The sequence below is a fragment of the Roseomonas mucosa ATCC BAA-692 genome, assembly GCF_000622225.1.
In the GTDB taxonomy this organism is placed as follows: domain Bacteria; phylum Pseudomonadota; class Alphaproteobacteria; order Acetobacterales; family Acetobacteraceae; genus Roseomonas; species Roseomonas mucosa.
In genome coordinates this window covers 56,254-73,165 of record NZ_KK211412.1, presented here as the reverse complement: position 1 = coordinate 73,165, position 16,912 = coordinate 56,254, and the positions used below count along the sequence as shown (strand labels likewise).

17 protein-coding genes and 2 tRNA genes are annotated in these 16,912 nt (G+C 72.5%); 9 read left to right on the top strand and 10 right to left on the bottom strand.

Annotation, left to right across the window (positions count from 1 at the left end):
• Positions 1-58: 58 nt before the first annotated feature.
• From proB to rplU, 4 genes are all read right to left on the bottom strand, one after another.
• Positions 59-1,171 (bottom strand): glutamate 5-kinase, encoded by a 1,113-nt coding sequence (gene proB / locus BT98_RS0120580; RefSeq protein WP_019461890.1) that lies wholly within the window; start codon positions 1,169-1,171, stop codon positions 59-61.
• The gene (gene obgE, locus BT98_RS0120575; RefSeq protein ID WP_019461889.1) at positions 1,168-2,178 is read right to left on the bottom strand and encodes a GTPase ObgE; all 1,011 of its coding nucleotides are present in this window, start codon (positions 2,176-2,178) and stop codon (positions 1,168-1,170) included. Before obgE ends, proB begins: the two co-directional genes overlap by 4 nt.
• Before the next feature lie 113 nt (positions 2,179-2,291).
• Entirely contained in the window at positions 2,292-2,573 is a 282-nt protein-coding gene (gene rpmA, locus BT98_RS0120570; protein WP_019461888.1) for a 50S ribosomal protein L27, read from the bottom strand.
• 25 nt (positions 2,574-2,598) lie between these two features.
• On the bottom strand, positions 2,599-2,916 hold the full coding sequence (gene rplU / locus BT98_RS0120565; RefSeq protein WP_019461887.1) for a 50S ribosomal protein L21: 318 nt from the start codon (positions 2,914-2,916) through the stop codon (positions 2,599-2,601).
• 191 nt (positions 2,917-3,107) lie between these two features.
• Here rplU and BT98_RS0120560 point away from each other — a divergent pair.
• Positions 3,108-3,197, top strand: a tRNA-Ser gene (locus BT98_RS0120560).
• Between the two features lie 195 nt (positions 3,198-3,392).
• Positions 3,393-3,483 (top strand) — tRNA-Sec (locus BT98_RS27505).
• Between the two features lie 40 nt (positions 3,484-3,523).
• Here BT98_RS27505 and BT98_RS0120555 read toward each other — a convergent pair.
• Together BT98_RS0120555 and BT98_RS0120550 are read right to left on the bottom strand one after the other, a co-directional pair.
• On the bottom strand, positions 3,524-5,215 hold the full coding sequence (locus tag BT98_RS0120555) for a dihydroxyacetone kinase family protein (RefSeq protein ID WP_027297495.1): 1,692 nt from the start codon (positions 5,213-5,215) through the stop codon (positions 3,524-3,526).
• A 25-nt stretch (positions 5,216-5,240) separates the two neighbouring features.
• On the bottom strand, positions 5,241-6,668 hold the full coding sequence (locus BT98_RS0120550; RefSeq protein WP_019461885.1) for an FAD-binding oxidoreductase: 1,428 nt from the start codon (positions 6,666-6,668) through the stop codon (positions 5,241-5,243).
• Positions 6,669-6,971: 303 nt separating this feature from the next.
• On the opposite strand from BT98_RS0120550, the gene BT98_RS0120545 reads away from it, so the two are divergent.
• From BT98_RS0120545 to BT98_RS0120520, 6 genes are all read left to right on the top strand, one after another.
• Positions 6,972-8,816: an ABC transporter permease gene (locus BT98_RS0120545; protein WP_019461884.1), complete on the top strand. Its 1,845-nt coding sequence runs from the start codon at positions 6,972-6,974 to the stop codon at positions 8,814-8,816.
• Between the two features lie 361 nt (positions 8,817-9,177).
• The gene (locus BT98_RS0120540; protein WP_019461883.1) at positions 9,178-9,942 is read left to right on the top strand and encodes an ABC transporter ATP-binding protein; all 765 of its coding nucleotides are present in this window, start codon (positions 9,178-9,180) and stop codon (positions 9,940-9,942) included.
• Complete coding sequence (locus BT98_RS25510) at positions 9,942-10,571, top strand: ABC transporter ATP-binding protein (RefSeq protein WP_019461882.1); 630 nt, start codon at positions 9,942-9,944, stop codon at positions 10,569-10,571. The genes BT98_RS0120540 and BT98_RS25510 overlap by 1 nt, the downstream gene beginning before the upstream one ends.
• A gap of 205 nt (positions 10,572-10,776) precedes the next feature.
• A complete protein-coding gene (locus BT98_RS25505; RefSeq protein ID WP_019461881.1) occupies positions 10,777-12,168 on the top strand; it encodes an FAD/NAD(P)-binding protein in 1,392 nt (463 codons plus the stop codon).
• A gap of 47 nt (positions 12,169-12,215) precedes the next feature.
• The gene (locus BT98_RS0120525) at positions 12,216-12,656 is read left to right on the top strand and encodes a response regulator (protein WP_019461880.1); all 441 of its coding nucleotides are present in this window, start codon (positions 12,216-12,218) and stop codon (positions 12,654-12,656) included.
• Positions 12,653-13,093: a CBS domain-containing protein gene (locus BT98_RS0120520; protein WP_019461879.1), complete on the top strand. Its 441-nt coding sequence runs from the start codon at positions 12,653-12,655 to the stop codon at positions 13,091-13,093. The genes BT98_RS0120525 and BT98_RS0120520 overlap by 4 nt, the downstream gene beginning before the upstream one ends.
• A gap of 24 nt (positions 13,094-13,117) precedes the next feature.
• Here BT98_RS0120520 and BT98_RS25500 read toward each other — a convergent pair whose 3' ends face one another.
• The 3 genes from BT98_RS25500 to BT98_RS25490 form a co-directional block, all read right to left on the bottom strand.
• The gene (locus BT98_RS25500; protein ID WP_037251926.1) at positions 13,118-13,555 is read right to left on the bottom strand and encodes an HNH endonuclease; all 438 of its coding nucleotides are present in this window, start codon (positions 13,553-13,555) and stop codon (positions 13,118-13,120) included.
• 180 nt (positions 13,556-13,735) lie between these two features.
• Positions 13,736-14,101 (bottom strand): hypothetical protein, encoded by a 366-nt coding sequence (locus BT98_RS26350; RefSeq protein ID WP_019461011.1) that lies wholly within the window; start codon positions 14,099-14,101, stop codon positions 13,736-13,738.
• Positions 14,102-14,209: 108 nt separating this feature from the next.
• A complete protein-coding gene (locus BT98_RS25490) occupies positions 14,210-15,151 on the bottom strand; it encodes a helix-turn-helix domain-containing protein (protein ID WP_147292460.1) in 942 nt (313 codons plus the stop codon).
• Positions 15,152-15,267: 116 nt separating this feature from the next.
• Between BT98_RS25490 and pobA the strand changes: the two genes are divergently transcribed.
• On the top strand, positions 15,268-16,479 hold the full coding sequence (gene pobA / locus BT98_RS0120500) for a 4-hydroxybenzoate 3-monooxygenase (protein ID WP_019461009.1): 1,212 nt from the start codon (positions 15,268-15,270) through the stop codon (positions 16,477-16,479).
• Positions 16,480-16,590: 111 nt separating this feature from the next.
• Here the strand turns inward: pobA and BT98_RS26930 are convergent.
• A partial coding sequence (locus BT98_RS26930; RefSeq protein WP_027297307.1) for a transposase occupies positions 16,591-16,912 on the bottom strand: 322 nt, incomplete at its 5' end.

Genomic DNA, 16,912 nt, shown 5'->3' with positions numbered 1-16,912 from the left:
CGCCCGGCACCGTCCCGGGCGCAGCCGGCCGGGGCGTGTTCTTCCTGTCCGGAAGCGTTCAGAGCAGGACGAGATCGTCCCTGTGGATGATCTCGTCACGACCGCGCAGGCCGAGGATGGCCTCGATCTCGTCGGTATGGCGGCCGGCGATGCGCTGGGCGGCGTCGGCGTCATAGGCGGAAAGGCCGCGGGCGATCTCGCGGCCGGCCTCGTCGCGGATGGAGATGGGGTCGCCGCGCGTGAAGCTGCCCGAGACCTCCCGCACCCCGGCGGGGAGGAGCGAGGAGCCGTTGCGGAGCGCGCGGACAGCGCCGGCATCCACCGTGACGGCGCCATGGGGGGCGAGGCTGCCGGCGATCCAGGCCTTGCGGGCACTGCGGCCCTCGGGCGCCGGAAGGAACCAGGTGCAACGGCCGCCTTCGAGCAGGTGCCGCAGCGGGTTCAGGCGGGTGCCCAGGGCGATGGCCATGGCGCAGCCGGCGCCCGTGGCGATCTTCGCGGCCAGGAGCTTGGTGCGCATGCCGCCGGAGGAATAGCCGGGCGGCGGCTCGCCCCCCATGGCCATGATCTCGTCGGTGATGCGCTCGATTGCCGGGAGGTGCCGGGCCTCCGGGTCGCGGCGCGGGTCGGCCGTGTAGAGGCCGTCGATGTCGGAGAGCAGGACCAGGGCATCGGCCTGCACCATCTCCGCCACCCGGGCGGCGAGGCGGTCATTGTCGCCGAAGCGGATCTCCGCCGTGGCGACCGTGTCGTTCTCGTTGATCACCGGCACGCAGCCCAGGCCCAGCAGGGTGGAGAGCGTGGCGCGGGCGTTCAGGTAGCGGCGGCGGTCCTCGCTGTCCTCCAGGGTCAGGAGGAGCTGGGCGGCGGCGATGCCATGGGCGGCGAAGGCGCCCTGCCAGGCACCGGCGAGGCGGATCTGGCCGACGGCGGCGGCGGCCTGCTTCTCCTCCAGCCGCAGGCGCGGCTGGGTCAGGCCCAGGACGCGGCGGGCCAGGGCGATGGCGCCGGAGGAGACCAGGACGACCTCGGCTCCGCCTTCGCGCAGCGCGGCGAGGTCGGCGGCGACGGAGGCGAGCCAGGCCTCGCGCGGCGCGGCGGTCTCCGGGTCCACCACCAGGGCGGAGCCGACCTTGACGACGATCCGCTTCGCGGTGCGCAGGTCGATCATGCGGTGCGTTCCGCCCGGTCGGCGGCCACGGCGTCGGCCAGGGCGCGGAGCACTTCCGGCACGCCCTCGCCCGTGGCGCCGCTGATCAGCATGACCGGGCGGCCGGTGGCACGCTCCAGCGCCTTGATGCGGGAGGTGCGGGCCTGCGGCGTCATGGCGTCGGTCTTGTTGAGGGCCAGGATCTCGGGCTTGTCGGTCAGGTCGGCGCCGTATTCCTCCAGCTCGCCGCGCACGGTCTTCCAGGCGGCGGCCGGATCGGCCTGGGTGCCGTCGATCAGGTGCAGCAGCACGGCGCAGCGCTCGATATGGCCCAGGAAGCGGGTGCCGAGGCCGGCCCCCTCCGCCGCGCCCTCGATCAGCCCGGGGATGTCGGCCAGGACGAATTCCTCGGAGGCGTTGAGGCGCACCACGCCGAGCTGCGGATGCAGGGTGGTGAAGGGGTAGTCGGCGATCTTGGGCCGGGCGGCGGAGACGGCGGCGAGGAAGGTGCTCTTGCCGGCATTGGGCAGGCCGACGAGGCCGGCATCGGCGATCAGCTTGAGCCGCAGCCAGACCCAGCGTTCCTCGCCCGGATAGCCCTTGTCGGCGCGGCGCGGGGCGCGGTTGGTCGAGGTCTTGTAGTGCGCGTTGCCATGGCCGCCGTCGCCGCCGCGGCAGAGCGTGGCACGCTGCCCGGCCTCGGTGAGGTCGGCCAGGACGGTCTCCTTGTCCTCGTCCAGCACCACCGTGCCGACGGGGACCTTGAGCACCACATCCTCGCTGCCCGCGCCGGTGCGGTCGGAGCCGGCGCCGTTGCCGCCCTTGCGGGCGCGGAAATGCTGGGCATAGCGGTAGTCGATCAGGGTGTTCAGCCCCTCCACCGCCTCGACCACGACATCGCCGCCCCGGCCGCCATTGCCGCCGTCCGGGCCGCCGAACTCGATGTACTTCTCGCGGCGGAAGGCCACGACGCCGTCACCGCCGTCGCCTGCCTTCAGGTAGACCTTCGCTTCGTCGAGGAACTTCATCGGTTCGGGAGCCTGAAGAGGGAGTGCGGGACCGGAATGGACCCCTGAAACGACGAACGGGGGCCGCGAGGGCCCCCGTCCGGTAAGACGAGCCGTTGGTGGGGGGCGCGTGGTTACTCGGCGGCCACCGGGGCAGCCACCGGGCGCGGGTCCACGGAGACCATCACGCGGCCTTCGGCCTTGCGGTCGAACTTCACGACGCCATCGGCCACGGCCTGGATGGAGTGGTCGCGGGAAACGAGCACGTTGCGGCCCGGCAGCATCTTGGTGCCGCGCTGGGTCACGATGATGCAGCCGGACTTCACCGCCTGGCCGCCATAGAGCTTCACGCCGAGGCGCTTGCCGGCGGAGTCGCGACCGTTGCGGGAGGAACCGCCAGCCTTCTTATGAGCCATGGTGGGGTTTTCCTGTGTTTCTGGATCAGGCCGCGGCGATGTCGCCGATGCGCAGCACGGTCATGTGCTGGCGATGGCCATTCTTGCGGCGGCTGTTCTGGCGGCGGCGCTTCTTGAAGACGATCACCTTGTCGCCGCGGGTCTGCTCGATCACCGTGGCGGTCACCGTGGCGCCGGCCACGGTGGGGGCGCCGATCGTCAGCCCGGACTCGCCGCCGAGGACGAGGACGTCCTGGAAGGTCACGGTCTGGCCGGCTTCGGCCTCGAGCTTCTCGACGACCAGCACGGCGTTCGGGGTGACGCGGTACTGCTTGCCGCCCGTGCGGATCACTGCGTAGGTCATTGTTACGCCTGCTCTATTCAAGTCGATGGTGAGGCCGCGAGCGGCACTGCGGCGTCACCTGGGGGATCTGCCGGGAGGCGGCGGATATAGCGAGCCCACCCTGGGGGAGTCAACGCAGAACCGCCCTTCCCCCCGTTGCGCTCAGCGCATTCCACCTCTATACGCGGCGCCGAAGCCTGTTCGGGCGGCGCGGAGAGGTGCCGGAGTGGTCGAACGGGTCGGTCTCGAAAACCGAAGTACGGGCAACTGTACCGTGGGTTCGAATCCCACCCTCTCCGCCAGATCGCACCTCCCGACCATTGCCATGATGCGCCCGGGCCATCCTGGATGGCCAGGGATTTGCGCGCAACGAGAAGGCCTTTCGGGTGGAGATGCCGCCCGGTGCGAGGAGCGCCGTGAGGCCGCGGTCCCATTGAATGAGTCGGCCGGACGTCAGCGGCTTGATCGGGCCGGGGTTCCGGCGTAGCTCCCGCTCCGGAAGAGAAACATTCCCGGTGGGGTGCACGGACTTCAAATCCGATGGGAGGCGCTGCGCGTCTCCGGTGGGTTCGACTCCCGCCTCTTCCGCCGCCTGCCCTTACCAGGAAGCCACGCCCCCTCAGCGGCTTCAGGACGGCACGGCGGCCAGCGCGCGCAGCCAGACCACGGCCGCGGCGGCCCCCGCATCTGGCACGCCGAGCGCGCGCTCCCCGAGATAGCTGGCCCGGCCCAGCCGGGGCCGCATCCGGGCGGTCCGCTCCGCGCCGTCCCCGGCGGCCCGCACGGCGGCGGCCCAGGCCTCGGGCGCCGGGCGGCCCGCTTCGAGTTCCGCCTGGAAGGCTTCCGCTGCCGGGTGCAGCGCATCCAGCATGGTCCGGTCGCCGGGCCTCGCACCGCCGAGTTCCGCGATGGCGTCCACGCCCCGCTGGAGGGCCGCGGCCCAGTCGGCCGGGCCGGGCTCCGGTGGCAGGCCGCGCGCCGCGCGCAGCAGGGCCGTGGCGTAGAAGGGGCCGGAACTTCCCGCGATGGCCCGGCGCAGCGCGCCGCCGATCCGCGCCAGGGTTTCCGGCGCATCGGCGAAGGCGGTCTCCGGCAAGGCCCGGATGGCCGCTGCGCCGCGCGCCAGGCTGATCCCCAGATCGCCATCCCCGGCCCGGCTGTCGAGCGCGGTCAGCTCCGCCTCGGCGGCCTCCACCGCCGCCGCCACGGCCAGGGCCGCCCGCCGCAACGGGCCGGAAAGCGGACCGGGCGCACGCTCCGCCGCATCTCCGTCGGCCGGGGCCGGGGCCGGGACCAGGCCCGGCCGGGCGGGGACATGGCCGCCACCGGGCCAGGCCGGAGCGCCGGCCGGCGCATCGAGCAGATCCCGCCGCGCCTCGTCCAGCCGCAGCAGGGAGAGCGAGCAGCCCGGCATTTCCAGCGCGGTCAGGAAGTTCCCGGCCCAGGCCCGCTCCACCACGAGGCCCCGTTCCCGCAGCAGGAACAGGGCGCGGCGGGCGACGATGGCCAGCTCCATCGGCGGCGTGCCGCCCAGCCCGTTGACCAGCAGCGCGACATGGTCCCCGGCCCGCAGCCCGCGATCCTCCAGGATAGCGGCGAGCAGCGTTTCCACCAGCCCGTCCGCCGGCCGCAGCACACCGCGCTCCACGCCCTGCTCGCCATGGATGCCGAGGCCGAGCTCCACCTCCTCCTCGCCCAGCGCGAAGCCGGGCTGCCCGGCGGCCGGCACGGTGCAGGCGCCCAGCGCCACGCCCATGCTGCCGGTCTCCGCCGCGGCCTCGCGCGCCAGCCGCGCCACTTCCGCCAGGGGCAGCCCCTGTTCCGCCGCGGCACCGGCGAGCTTGTGCACCAGCACCGTGCCGACGATGCCGCGCCGCCGCTCCGGCTCCACCGTGGCGCGCAGGGCGACGTCGTCGGCCACCACGACGATCTCCGCCGGGATGCCTTCCGCCCGCGCCAGCTCGGCGGCGAGGCCGAAGTTCAGCCGGTCGCCGGTGTAGTTCTTGACCACCAGCAGCGCCCCGGCCGGGCCCGCCACCGCCCTGATGCCCGCCAGCACCGCATCGGTGCTCGGCGAGGTGAAGACGTCGCCCGTCACCGCCGCCGAGAGCATCCCCTCCCCGACATAGCCCGCATGGGCCGGCTCGTGCCCCGCGCCGCCGCCGGAGATCACCGCCACCTTGCGCCGTGCCGCTTCCGGCAGCCCGGCGCGGATGACGACATCCTCGCCCTCCAGCAGGGCCTGGGCCGGGTTGAGGGCCACCAGCCCCTCCAGCATCTCCCGCACCACGTGGCGGGGGTCGTTCACCAGCTTCTTCATGCGTCCTCCTCCCTCCTCTTCCCGGTCAGGCCCCGTCACACGGCGGCAGCAGCTTGCCGGGATTCATGATCCCGTACGGATCGAAGGCCCGCTTGATGGCCCACATCAGGTCCAGCGCCCCGCCATGCTCCTTGGCCATCAGGTCCAGCTTGTGCAACCCGATCCCGTGCTCGCCGGAACAGGTGCCGCCCAGCCGGATGGCACGCTCCCCGGTGCGGTGCGCCAGGGTCTGGGCGCGCTCGCGCTCCCCCGGAACGGCGGCGTCGAAGAGGATGCCCAGGTGGAAGTTGCCGTCGCCGACATGGCCGATCAGCGGCGCCTCCAGCCCCGTCGCCGCGATATCCGCCTCCGTCTCCAGGATGCAGGCGGCGAGTTCGGAGATCGGCACGCAGGCATCCGTGCCCATCAGGGCGCGGCCCCGGCCATGCGCCAGGTTGGCCGGCAGGGCGTCGTGCCGGGCCTTCCAGAGCCGGGAACGGTCCTCCGGCCGCCGCGCCCAGGCGAAGCCGCCGCCGCCGGCCCCCGTCGCCAGGGCCTCCACCGCCAGCGCCTGTTCCTCCACCGCCGCAGGGCTGCCATGGAATTCGAGGAACAGGGTCGGCAGCGCCTCCAGCCCTTCCAGGCGGGAGAAGGCGATGCAGCAGCGCATCTGCGGCGCATTGGCGAATTCCATCCGCGCCACCGGGATACCGGATTGCAGCACGCCCACCGCGACCTCCAGCGCCGCCTCGACGGAGGGAAACTGGCAGGTGGCGGCCGAGACCGCCTCGGGCAGGCCCTGCAGGCGGAGCTGCACCTCGGTGATGATGCCCAGCGTGCCCTCGCTGCCGAGGAAGAGGCGGGTCAGATCGTAGCCGCTGGCCGATTTCCGCGCCCGCGTGCCGGTGCGCAGGATGCGGCCATCCGCCGTCACCACCGTCAGGCCCAGCACGTTCTCGCGCATCGTGCCATAGCGTACCGCGCCGGTGCCGGAAGCGCGGGTGGCCGCCATGCCGCCCAGCGTGGCATCCGCCCCGGGATCGACCGGAAAGAACAGCCCGTCGCCACGCAGCGCCTCGTTGAGCCGCAGCCGCCGCACACCCGCCTGCACGCGGCAGTCCAGCGCGGCGGGCGAGACGTCGAGGATCACGTCCATCAGCGACAGGTCCATGGTCACGCCGCCCTGGATCGCGACGACCTGCCCCTCCACCGAGGTGCCGGCCCCGAAGGGGATCAGCGGCACCCGCGCCTCGTGGCAGAGGCGCGCCACGGCGGCGACCTCCCCGTTGTCGCGCGGGCGCACCACGGCATCGGGCGGGGCGTCGTCGGGCAGGGCCTCGCCATGGCCGTAATGGGCACGGGCGGCGGGGCTGGTCAGCACCGGCTCCCGCAGCGCGGCCTGCAGGGCGGGGAGAAGGGTGGCGATGCCGGCACGAGGCCAGCAGGCTGCCGTGGTGGCCGGGTCCGGCAACATGCGATGGTTTCTCCCCCCGATGGTCAGGGGGCGAGGTTTCCGCCCTCCTTCCATCCCGTCAATGCGGGTGGGAGCATGGCGGAACAGCCCGGAGGCCCCGGCCCGGAAAACCGTGGCGGGGCCGGGAGGTGCAACGGGAACCGGCGCGGCGGCGCATTCCGCGCGAATTTGCGGCGCAAGCCCGGCGACGATGGGAAGGCCATCGGCTATCGAAACTGGCATGGGAACCTTCCACGACCTGCCGGAGCACCGGGGAAAGCCGTTGGCCGTGCCCCGAATGCCTGAACGGGACGCATCCGGCCCATGACCGAAACCTTCCTGCCCACCCTGCTGACGGGGCTGGCCGGGGCCTCCTCGCTCTTCCTGGTGGCTTCGGGCCTGACGATCCTCTTCGGCGTCACGCGGATCGTGAACTTCTCGCATGGCAGCCTGACCATGCTCGGCGCCTATATCGGCTGGAGCATCCTGACGCGCCTGCCGCGCGATCCGGAATGGTTCGTGCTGGGCGTGCTGCTCACCGCGCTCGCCACAGGGCTGATCGGCGCGGTGCTGGAACTGGCGGTGATGCGCCGCGTGTACCGGGCGCCGGAACTGTTCCAGTTGCTGGCCACCTTCGGCGTGGTGCTGATCCTGCAGGACCTCACGCTGCGCCTCTGGGGCCCGGCGGAGCTTTCCCTGCCCCGCCCGCGCTGGATGCGCGGCTTCGTGGAGATCGCCGGCAGCCGCTTTCCCTTCTACGACCTGCTGCTCATCGCGGCCGGGCCGGTGGTGCTGGGCCTGCTCTGGCTGCTGCTGCACCGGACGCGCTGGGGCACGCTGCTGCGCGCCGCGACGCTGGACCGGGAAATGGCGGCGGCGCTGGGCGTGAACCAGCGCCTGCTCTTCACCTCGGTCTTCGCCCTGGGTGCCGGGCTGGCCGGGCTGGGCGGCGCGCTGTCCCTGCCCAATGCCTCGGCCAACCTCCAGATCGACCTGTCGGTGATCACCGAGGCCTTCGTGGTCGTGGTGGTGGGCGGGCTGGGCAGCCTGGCGGGCGCCTTCCTGGCCAGCCTGCTGATCGGCGTGCTGCAGGCCTTCGGCGTGGCGCTGCTGCCGCAGAGCACGCTGGTGCTGGTCTTCCTGGTGATGGCGGCGGTGCTGGTGCTGCGCCCGAACGGGCTGCTCGGCAGGCCCCAGGCGGAGGCGCGGGAGGCGATGGCCGCCGCGCCGGTGATCCGCCCCGCCCCGCCCGCCCTGCGCGCGCTGGGCCTCGCGGCGCTGCTGCTGGCCGCCTCCGCGCCCTTCTGGCTCGGGGACTATGCGCTCAGCGTGCTGACCGAGGCCTGCGTGGCGCTGGTCTTCGCGGCCAGCCTGCACTTCATGATGGGACCGGGCGGGCTCGCCAGCTTCGGCCATGCCGCCTGGTTCGGCATCGGCGCCTATGCCGCCGGGCTGCTGGCCCAGGACCTGTCCGCCCCCATGCCTCTGGCGCTGCTGGGCGCGCCGCTCGCCGCCGGGCTGGTGGCGGGACTGTTCGGCTGGTTCGTGGTGCGGCTTTCCGGCATCTACCTCGCCATGCTCACCCTGGCCTTCGCGCAGATCACCTGGGCCGTCGCCTTCCAGTGGGTCGGGCTGACCGGCGGCGACAACGGGCTGCTTGGCCTCTGGCCGCAGGGCTGGGCGCGCGATCCGCGCGTCTTCTACGCGCTGGCACTGGCGCTGGCCGTGGCCACGGTGCTGCTGCTGCGCCGGATGCTCTATGCCCCCTATGGCTATGCCCTCCGCGCGGCGCGGGATTCGGCGCTACGGGCGGAGGCGATCGGCCTCGACGTGTCACGGCTGCGCATCCTGGCCCTGGCGGTGGCCGGGGCGGCGGCGGGCCTGTCCGGTGCACTCTTCGCCTATGCCAAGGGCGGCGTCTTCCCGACCTACATCGCCATCCCGCATTCGGTGGAGGCCTTGCTGATGGTGCTGCTGGGCGGGCTCCAGACGATGAGCGGCCCGGTGGTGGGCGCGCTCGCCTATACCGGCCTCGCCGACCTCCTGGTCCGCAGCACCGATCTCTGGCGCCTCGTGCTGGGCGCCGTGATCCTGCTGGTCGTGGTGGCCTTCCCCGAAGGCATCGCCGGCGCGGCGCGGCGCCTCTGGCTGCGGGGACGCGAGGCGTGAGGCGCCTTGTTGCCGTCGTGCCGCGCGGGAAAGGCTCCGCCCTTTCCCCCGCACCCCCTTATCCGCCAGGACCCTGCGGGCCCTGGCCCCCATTCGCCGGCTCTTCGCTGCCGGCCGGATCGCGCCGGAGAGCATGGCCCTCCGGCAACCGTCCGGGCCGCCCGTACGGACATCGTGCTTTCCTTTCTTCGGGAGACCCACTGATCCACCTTCCCCTCGGGTTCAGACGGGAGACCGGCCTTGCCACCCCGAGGCCACCCCAGGCGGGGTCCGGGGAGATACTATCTCCCCGGCGGAGGGGGGCCGGGGGCAGGCGGAGCCTCCCCCGGGGCCGGCAACGGGCGCGACACCGGACCGGCGCATGAGCCTGCTCGTGGTACAGGGCCTGCGGAAGTCCTTTGGCGGGGTAACGGCGGTCTCCGATGTCTCCTTCGCACTGGCGGCGGGGGAGATGCTGGCGCTGATCGGCCCGAACGGCGCCGGGAAGTCCACCTGCTTCAACATGGTGGGCGGGCAGTTGCGGCCGGATGCCGGGCGGCTGACCCTGGAGGGGCGGGAGATCGCCGGCCTTTCGCCCCGCGCCATCGCACGGCGGGGGGTGGGGCGGACCTTCCAGGTCACCGCCACCTTCGGTTCCATGACACTGCGCGAGAACGTGCAGCTCGCCCTCCTGGCGCGGGAGGGGAAGGTCTGGCGCTTCTGGCAGCCCCTGGCGGGGCACCATCGGGCGGAAGCCGGGGCGCTGCTGGAACAGGCGGGGCTGGCGGAGCAGGCGGAACGCGCCGCCGGGGTGCTGGCCTATGGCGACCTGAAGCGGCTGGAACTGGCCGTCGCCCTCGCCGCCCGCCCGCGACTGCTGCTGATGGACGAGCCCACCGCCGGCATGGCCCCGGCGGAGCGCGAGGCGCTGATGCGGCTGGTGCGGCGGATCGCCACGGAACAGGGCATCGCCGTGCTGTTTACCGAGCACGACATGGACGTGGTCTTCGGCGTTTCCGACCGCATCCTGGTGCTGGACCATGGCCGGCTGATCGCCGAGGGCGATGCGGCCGCCATCCGCGCCGATCCGGCGGTGCGGGAGATCTACCTGGGCACCGGAAGCACGCAACAGGGGGCGGCGGGCTGATGCTGGAGGTCGCGGATCTCGTCAGCGGCTATGGCCGCGCCCGCATCCTGCGGGGCCTCTCCTTCCGGATCGGGGCGGGCGAGCTGGTGATGCTGCTGGGCCGCAACGGCGCGGGCAAGAGCACCACGCTCAGGACCGTCATGGGACTGCTGCGGGCCGAAGGCGGCAGCATCCGCCTCGCCGGGCAGGAGATCGCGGGATGGGAGCCGCACCGCATCGCCCGCGCCGGCCTCGGCTACGTGCCGGAGGAACGGCGGATCTTCGCCGATCTCACGGTGATGGAGAATCTGGAGGTTGGCCGGCAGGCGCCGCGCGCGGGGCTGCCGGCCTGGACGCCGGAACGGCTCTTCGCGCTCTTCCCCAATCTCGGGCAGATGCGCGACCGGCCGGGCGGGCGGATGAGCGGCGGCGAGCAGCAGATGCTGACCATCGCGCGCACCCTGATGGGCAATCCGCGCCTGCTGCTGCTGGACGAGCCTGGCGAGGGCCTGGCGCCGGTGATCGTGGAGCAGATGGCGCAGGCCGTGCTGCGGCTGAAGGCCGAGGGGCTGACCATCCTCCTGGCCGAGCAGAACCCGCATTTCGCCGGGGGCGTGGCGGATCGCGCGGTGGTGCTGGAAAAAGGCTAGGCGGTCTGGAGCGGCACGCCGGAGGCACTGGCGGCGGACGAGGCGCTGCGGCGGCGCCACCTGGCGGTGTAGCCTTCCCCCCCAAGGACCGCCGGGGAATTTTCATCCCCCTGAATGACGTTCGGGAGAAGATACGACCCCGGCAACCCCGGAAAAGGGGATGGGTCGTTTGCCCGCCTCCGATCCGCTCCGCTAGGCTGCGGCCATGGATCAGCCGGTCGAGATCGCCATCGTCGGCGGGGGCTTCACGGGGACCCTGCTGGCCGTCCTTCTGCGCACGAGGCTTCCGGCCGGGCGGCAAGTCCTCCTCTTCGAGCCGCGCTCCGAGCCTGGCCGCGGCCCGGCCTATGGGGAAGCGGGGCGCTGGCACGTCCTCAATGCCCCGGCCGGAGGCATGAGCGCCCTGGCCACGGAGCCCGACCACTTCGCCCGATGGCTGGCGGCGCAGCCGCCGGACGCCCTCTGCCCGGCGGAGGCGCGCGACAAGCCCGCCGCCCGCCGTTTCGCGCCGCGCCAGCTCTACGGGCGCTACATGCTCTCGCTGCTGGAGGAGGCCCGGCGCGGGCCGGGGGCGGAGATCCGCCATGTGCCTCGGGCGGTTTCCGCGATCCGGCGCGACGCGGAGGGGCTGTGGCGCATCGAGGCCGGGACGGCGGGTTGCCGGGCGCATGTCTGCGTGCTTGCCCTGGGAAACGCGCCCGCGAAGCCGGTCGAGGGGGCCCGCCAGGGCCTGTCCGGGCTGCACGACCTGCCGCCGGAGGACGCGGTGCTGCTGCTGGGCAGCGGCCTGACCATGGTGGACCACCTGCTGGCCCTGCGCGCGCAGGGACATCGCGGCCCGGTGCATGTGGTTTCGCGCCATGGCTGGCTGCCCTTGCCGCACGTCGCCGCGCCGCCTGCCATCCCGGTGGACACGGCTTGGTGCCTGACCAGGCCGCCGCGGCCCCTGACCGTGCTGGGCCTGTCGCGCTGGCTGCGGCGGGAGGCGGCGCGGGCTCAGGCCGCTGGCCAGCCCTGGCAGGCGGTGATGGATGCCGTCCGGCCGCAGGTCCAGGCGCTGTGGCGTGGGCTGCCGCTGGCGGAGCGGCGGCGCTTCCTGCGCCATGCCCGCACGGCCTGGAGCCTGCACCGGCACCGTATCGCGCCGGAGATCTTCGCCGTGGTAGGGGAGATGGTGGAGAGCGGGCAGGTGGCGGTCCATGCCGCCCGGCTGGAATCCTGCGCCGCCGGGCCGGGTGGAGGTCTCCGGGCCATGCTGCGCCACCGGGACGGCCGGCGGGAGGAACGGACCGTGGCGCGGCTGCAACTCTGCACCGGCCCGGCCGGGGGGCGCCACTGGCTCCGGCACCCGGCCGTCGCGGGGCTGGCCTCGGCGGGGCTGGCGCGGCTCGATCCGCTGGAACTCGGCCTCGACACGGCGCCCGGCAGCGACGCCGTGCTGGACCGGGGTGGCGAGCCCGTGCCCGGCCTCCATGCCATCGGCCCCTGCGCTCCCGGTGGCCTCTGGGAGATCACGGCCGTGGCGGAGATCCGGCGGCAGGTGGCGGACCTCGCCGAAAGGCTGGCGCCCTCGCCCTGCTCCCCGCCGGCGGCATGACCCCCCCTGCGTCCCGGCGGCAACCCGCGGGGATGTGCGGCGCTTCGATGACAGACCGGCTCCGGCGCCGGATCGCCCCCGTGGAAGGTGCCGCCCAGGACCATGACGTGACCCAGATTCTGCTGGTGGAGGACCATGAGGACCTGCGGGACGCGCTGTCCCGGAGGCTGGAGCGGCGGGGCTTCCATGTCGTGCTGGCGCCGGATGGGGAGACCGGGCTGCGCCGGGCCCTGATGGAGCAACCCGACGTGATCCTGCTGGACATGAACCTGCCGCTCCGTGATGGCTGGAGCGTGGCCCGCTCCCTGCGTGGCGCGGAGGGCGAGGCCGCCCGCATTCCGATCATCGCGCTGACGGCGCATGGCCTGTCCGCCAGCCCGGCCGATCTGGCGGCGGCGGGGTTCGATGCCTACCACCCCAAGCCGGTGGACTTCCCGCGCCTGCTGGAACAGATCGACGAGGCCCTGCTCGGCCGGGATGAGCCATGAGCGCCGCCCTGCGGGTGACGGATATCATGGCCACGGAGGTGGAGTTCGTCGCACCGGACGCGCCGGTGCGGGAGGCGGCGGAGCTGATGGGCGAGATCGAGGTCGGCGCCCTGCCGGTGGGCTCGCCGGAGCGGCTCGAAGGCATCGTCACCGATCGCGACATCCTCTACCGCCTGGTCGCGCGGGGGCTGGACCCGAACCGGATCCAGGTGCGCGAGGTGATGTCGCGCCCGGCCGTCACCTGCCGGGAAGGCGATACGCTGCATGCGGCCATGGACCTGATGGCCGCGCACCATCTCCGCCGCCTGCCTGTCACGAACGAGGCCGGGCAGGTCGCCGGCTGGCTGACGCTGGCCGACCTGTCCCGGCACCTGCTGGTGGAGGATGCCCCGTTGCAGGAGGCGCTGCGCCGCCTGACAGAAGGAGGAGAGGCCTGACCTCCCGAGGCCGGGCCTCTCCGTTCAGCGCGGCTTGTGGCCGCGGCACCAGCCCAGCCTGTCCGCCCGGTCCACGTTGCAGCGTCGGCAGGCGACGGCCAGGTTGCAGGGCCGGTTCCCGCCGCCCTGCTTGCGCGGCAGAATGTGCTCGAAGCTCGGACGGTCGTCCGGGTCCGGCGCATCCGCCTCCATCCGCTTGCCGCAATGGCAGCAGCGGTGGTTCTGCTCCGCCGAAAGCCGCTCGCGCAACCTGGGCGAGTTCCATTCCACGAAGCCGTAGAGCCGCGCCTCCTCCGACAGCAGCTGCCGGTGATAGGCTTCCCAGTCGTTCACGGCGCTGCTGGTCAGATGGCACTCGCCCCGGTGGCGCGCCCAGGCCAGGTCACATTCCCGGGCGACCGGATCGGCGGTGGAGCCCCTGGCGCCGGCCGGGGGGCCAGCGGTCCGGGTGATCCTGTTCATGCTGCCTGCGCGCGGTCGCGCCTCCCTGCAAGGAAGAGGCTGCCATGGCGAAGGGCCTTCGCCTGGCCCGGGACAGGCATCCCGTGCGGGGATGGCCCTGCCGGCCCACGATCGCTGGAAGCGTCATCGCGGGCCCTGGCACCCTCCTCCGTGGCCGGAGCTGCTCCTCGCCAGCCACCGTTACCGGGCGGCCAGCATGGAGTGCCGCGGAGCATGGGGGCCGGTGCCGAAGCCGCCGCCCACCGCGCTGGAGCCCGAGCCCGAGAAGTCGGTGGGCGAGGCACCCGGGCTGTTCTGCGTCAGCATCACCCGCTCGGCGGCATAGGGCGAACCGATGCCGATGGCCGAGGAGCCGGCATTGCTGACGTTCAGCGGGGTGGCGCCGGCGAGGGCGCGGGTGGTGTCCTCGTAGGAGGGGGTGCCGCTCACGCTCGAGGAGCCGGAATTGGAGAAGTCTGTCACTTCGGCCTGAGCCGCCAGCGGGGCGAAGGCGCCCAGCGAAAGGGTCAGGGCGGCGATGGCGAGACGGCTGGAAAACCTGGACATGGTGTCGTTCCTGTCTTTCCGGCGGGCCCTATTGCCCGTCCGGTGACAGGGATATGGAGTCTCCTAACTATCCTTTGGACGGGCAAAATTCTGAGGATTTCTATCATTTCATTTGATATATCCATCAGGCCCACTCCACGAGGCACGGCGCCGGAAGGCGACCGGCGAAAGCCCCTCCTGCCGGGTGAAGGCGCGCGAGAAGTAGGCCGGCTCGAAGCCGAGCTGAAAGGCGATCTCCGCCACGCTGGAGGCCGTGTAGGCCAGCAGGCGCCGTGCTTCCAGCATCAGCCGGTCCTGGATCAGTTGCAGCGGCGACCGCCCGGTCACGGCGCGGCAGGCGCGGGTCAGCGTGCTGGGCGTGACCCCCAGCCGCCGGCAATGCTCCGGCAGGGGCAGGTGCTCGGCGAAATGCGTCTCCAGATGGACCCGGAAGCGTTCCACCAGCACCGATTGCGGTGAGGGCCGCTGGCGGGCCGAGGCCTCCTCCGCGAGGCCGCGCCGCAGCAGCGACAGGATCAGCAGCACCCACCCCGCCATCGCCGTGTTGCGTCCCGGGCCGGTGCGGCGGAACTCCGCCTCCAACGCCTGGAAGGCGCCGTTCAGGCCCTCGGCCAGCGGCTCGTGCCCGGCCAGGCCGAAGCTGAAGGCACCGGCCGGCCAGGGCTCCGGCATCAGCCGCAGCGCCGAGGCCAGAAGGGAATCGGTGAGCGTCAGCACATGCCCCGCGCTCCAGGGCGCGAAGCGGAAGCCATGCACCGCGCCGGGCGGCATGTAGATCAGGAAGGGCGCCTCGAAAGCCTGGGCCTGGCCTTCGCGCAGGATCAGCCCGCTGCCCGCCGAGAGCCAGAAGACCTGTCCCAGGGCGCGGTGCCGGTGTGGCCGGATATTCCAATCATGCGGGTGGCTCCGGGCCATCAGGGTTTCCAGGTGCACCGGGTCGAGCACCGGGCGCGGCTGCGCCTCGCCATAGAGGTCGTAGGTGGGAACGGCGGGCAGCATGGCCGGGGCACCCGGCTCCTCCGGCGCCATGGTGGGTGGAAGCGGAGACATGGCGGGGTTCTCCGGCGCTTTGCCTGAAAAGTCCAAACCAATGCGATAAAATTGCCTTGTCCGGAGCCACTCTTCCGCGCGATCTCTTCTGTAAGATTGAGGACTGGGAGGCATCCATGCGCCAGCGCACACAGGTCGCCATCATCGGGGCCGGACCGGCCGGGCTACTGCTGTCCCAGCTCCTGCACTGTGCCGGGATCGACTGCATCGTGCTGGAGCGGCGGGACCGCGCCTATGTGGAAAGCCGCATCCGGGCCGGCGTGCTGGAGCAGGGCACGGTTGATCTGCTGGAGCAGTGCGGCGTGGCCGCGCGGCTGCACCGCGAGGGGCTGGTGCATGACGGCTTCCGCGTCGCGCTCGGCGGCGAGACCTTCCGCGTGGACATGCGCCAGCTCACCGGCAAGGCGGTGACGATCTATGGCCAGACCGAGGTCACCCACGACCTGATCGAGGCGCATCTGGCGCGCGGCGCCGCCCTGGTCTTCGAGGCGTCGGATGTCGCGCTGCACGGCCTCGAAAGCGAGGCGCCGCATGTCACCTACCGCCATGGCGGCGAGGAGCATCGCATCGACTGCGACCACATCGCCGGCTGCGACGGCTTCCACGGCGTGTCGCGTGCCAGCATCCCCGAGGCACTGCGCACGCATTTCGAGCGCGTCTATCCCTTCGGCTGGCTCGGCATCCTGGCCGACGTGCCGCCCTGCGACCACGAGCTGATCTATTCCAACCACGAGCGCGGCTTCGCGCTGGCCAGCATGCGCTCGCCGACGCGCAGCCGCTACTACGTGCAGGTTTCGCTCGACGAGAAGCTGGAGGACTGGCCGGACGAGCGGATCTGGGACGAGCTGGCGATCCGCCTGGGCGACGAGGCGGCGCGCAACATGGTGCGCGGCCCCGCCATCGAGAAGGGCATCGCGCCGCTGCGCTCCTTTGTCAGCGAGCCGATGCGCCACGGCCGCCTGTTCCTGGCCGGGGACGCCGCGCATATCGTGCCGCCCACCGGCGCCAAGGGGCTGAACCTCGCGGCCTCGGATGTGGCGATGCTGGCCGCGGCACTGATCGCGAAGCACCGCGACGGGCAGGCCGAGCCGCTGGAGACTTATTCCGCCCGCGCCCTGTCCCGCGTCTGGAAGGCGGAGCGCTTCTCCTGGTGGTTCACCACCCTGACGCACCGCTTTCCCAACATGGACGGCTTCTCCCGCCGCATGCAGATGGCCGAGCTGGACTATATCCGTGGCTCGCAGACCGCCCGCGCGGTGATGGCGGAGAACTATGTGGGCCTGCCGATGGAACTGCCCCTGCTGCGCCAGGCACCGCTGGCCGCCTGAGCCGCCGCCCTGGCCAACCGGTGCCCCCCGCCGCGCCCGGAACGGGCCGTGGCGGGGGCTTTCGCCGGTATCCTGTGCCTGGTTCGGCAGGGCTCTCAGCGTTTAGAGCGCCTAACAGAACCGCCTAATCTGGCCGAGGCAGACGAGGGCGCAGGCGAGTGTGGTGAAGGCGAGGTGGATGTCGGCGCGGCGCTCGTAGCGGATGGTCAGGCGTCGGTAGCGGGCGAGCCAGGCGAAGGTACGCTCCACCACCCAGCGGTGTCGTCCGAGGCGGGCGCTGCTCTCGATGCCACGGCGTGCGATGCGCGGGGTGATGCCACGGGCGCGGCACTCCCGGCGGCAGCGACGGTGGTCGTAGGCCTTATCGGCGTGGAGTTTGCCCGGCCTTTGCCGTGGGCGGCCGCGATGGCCGATCCTGATCCGCGGCACGGCA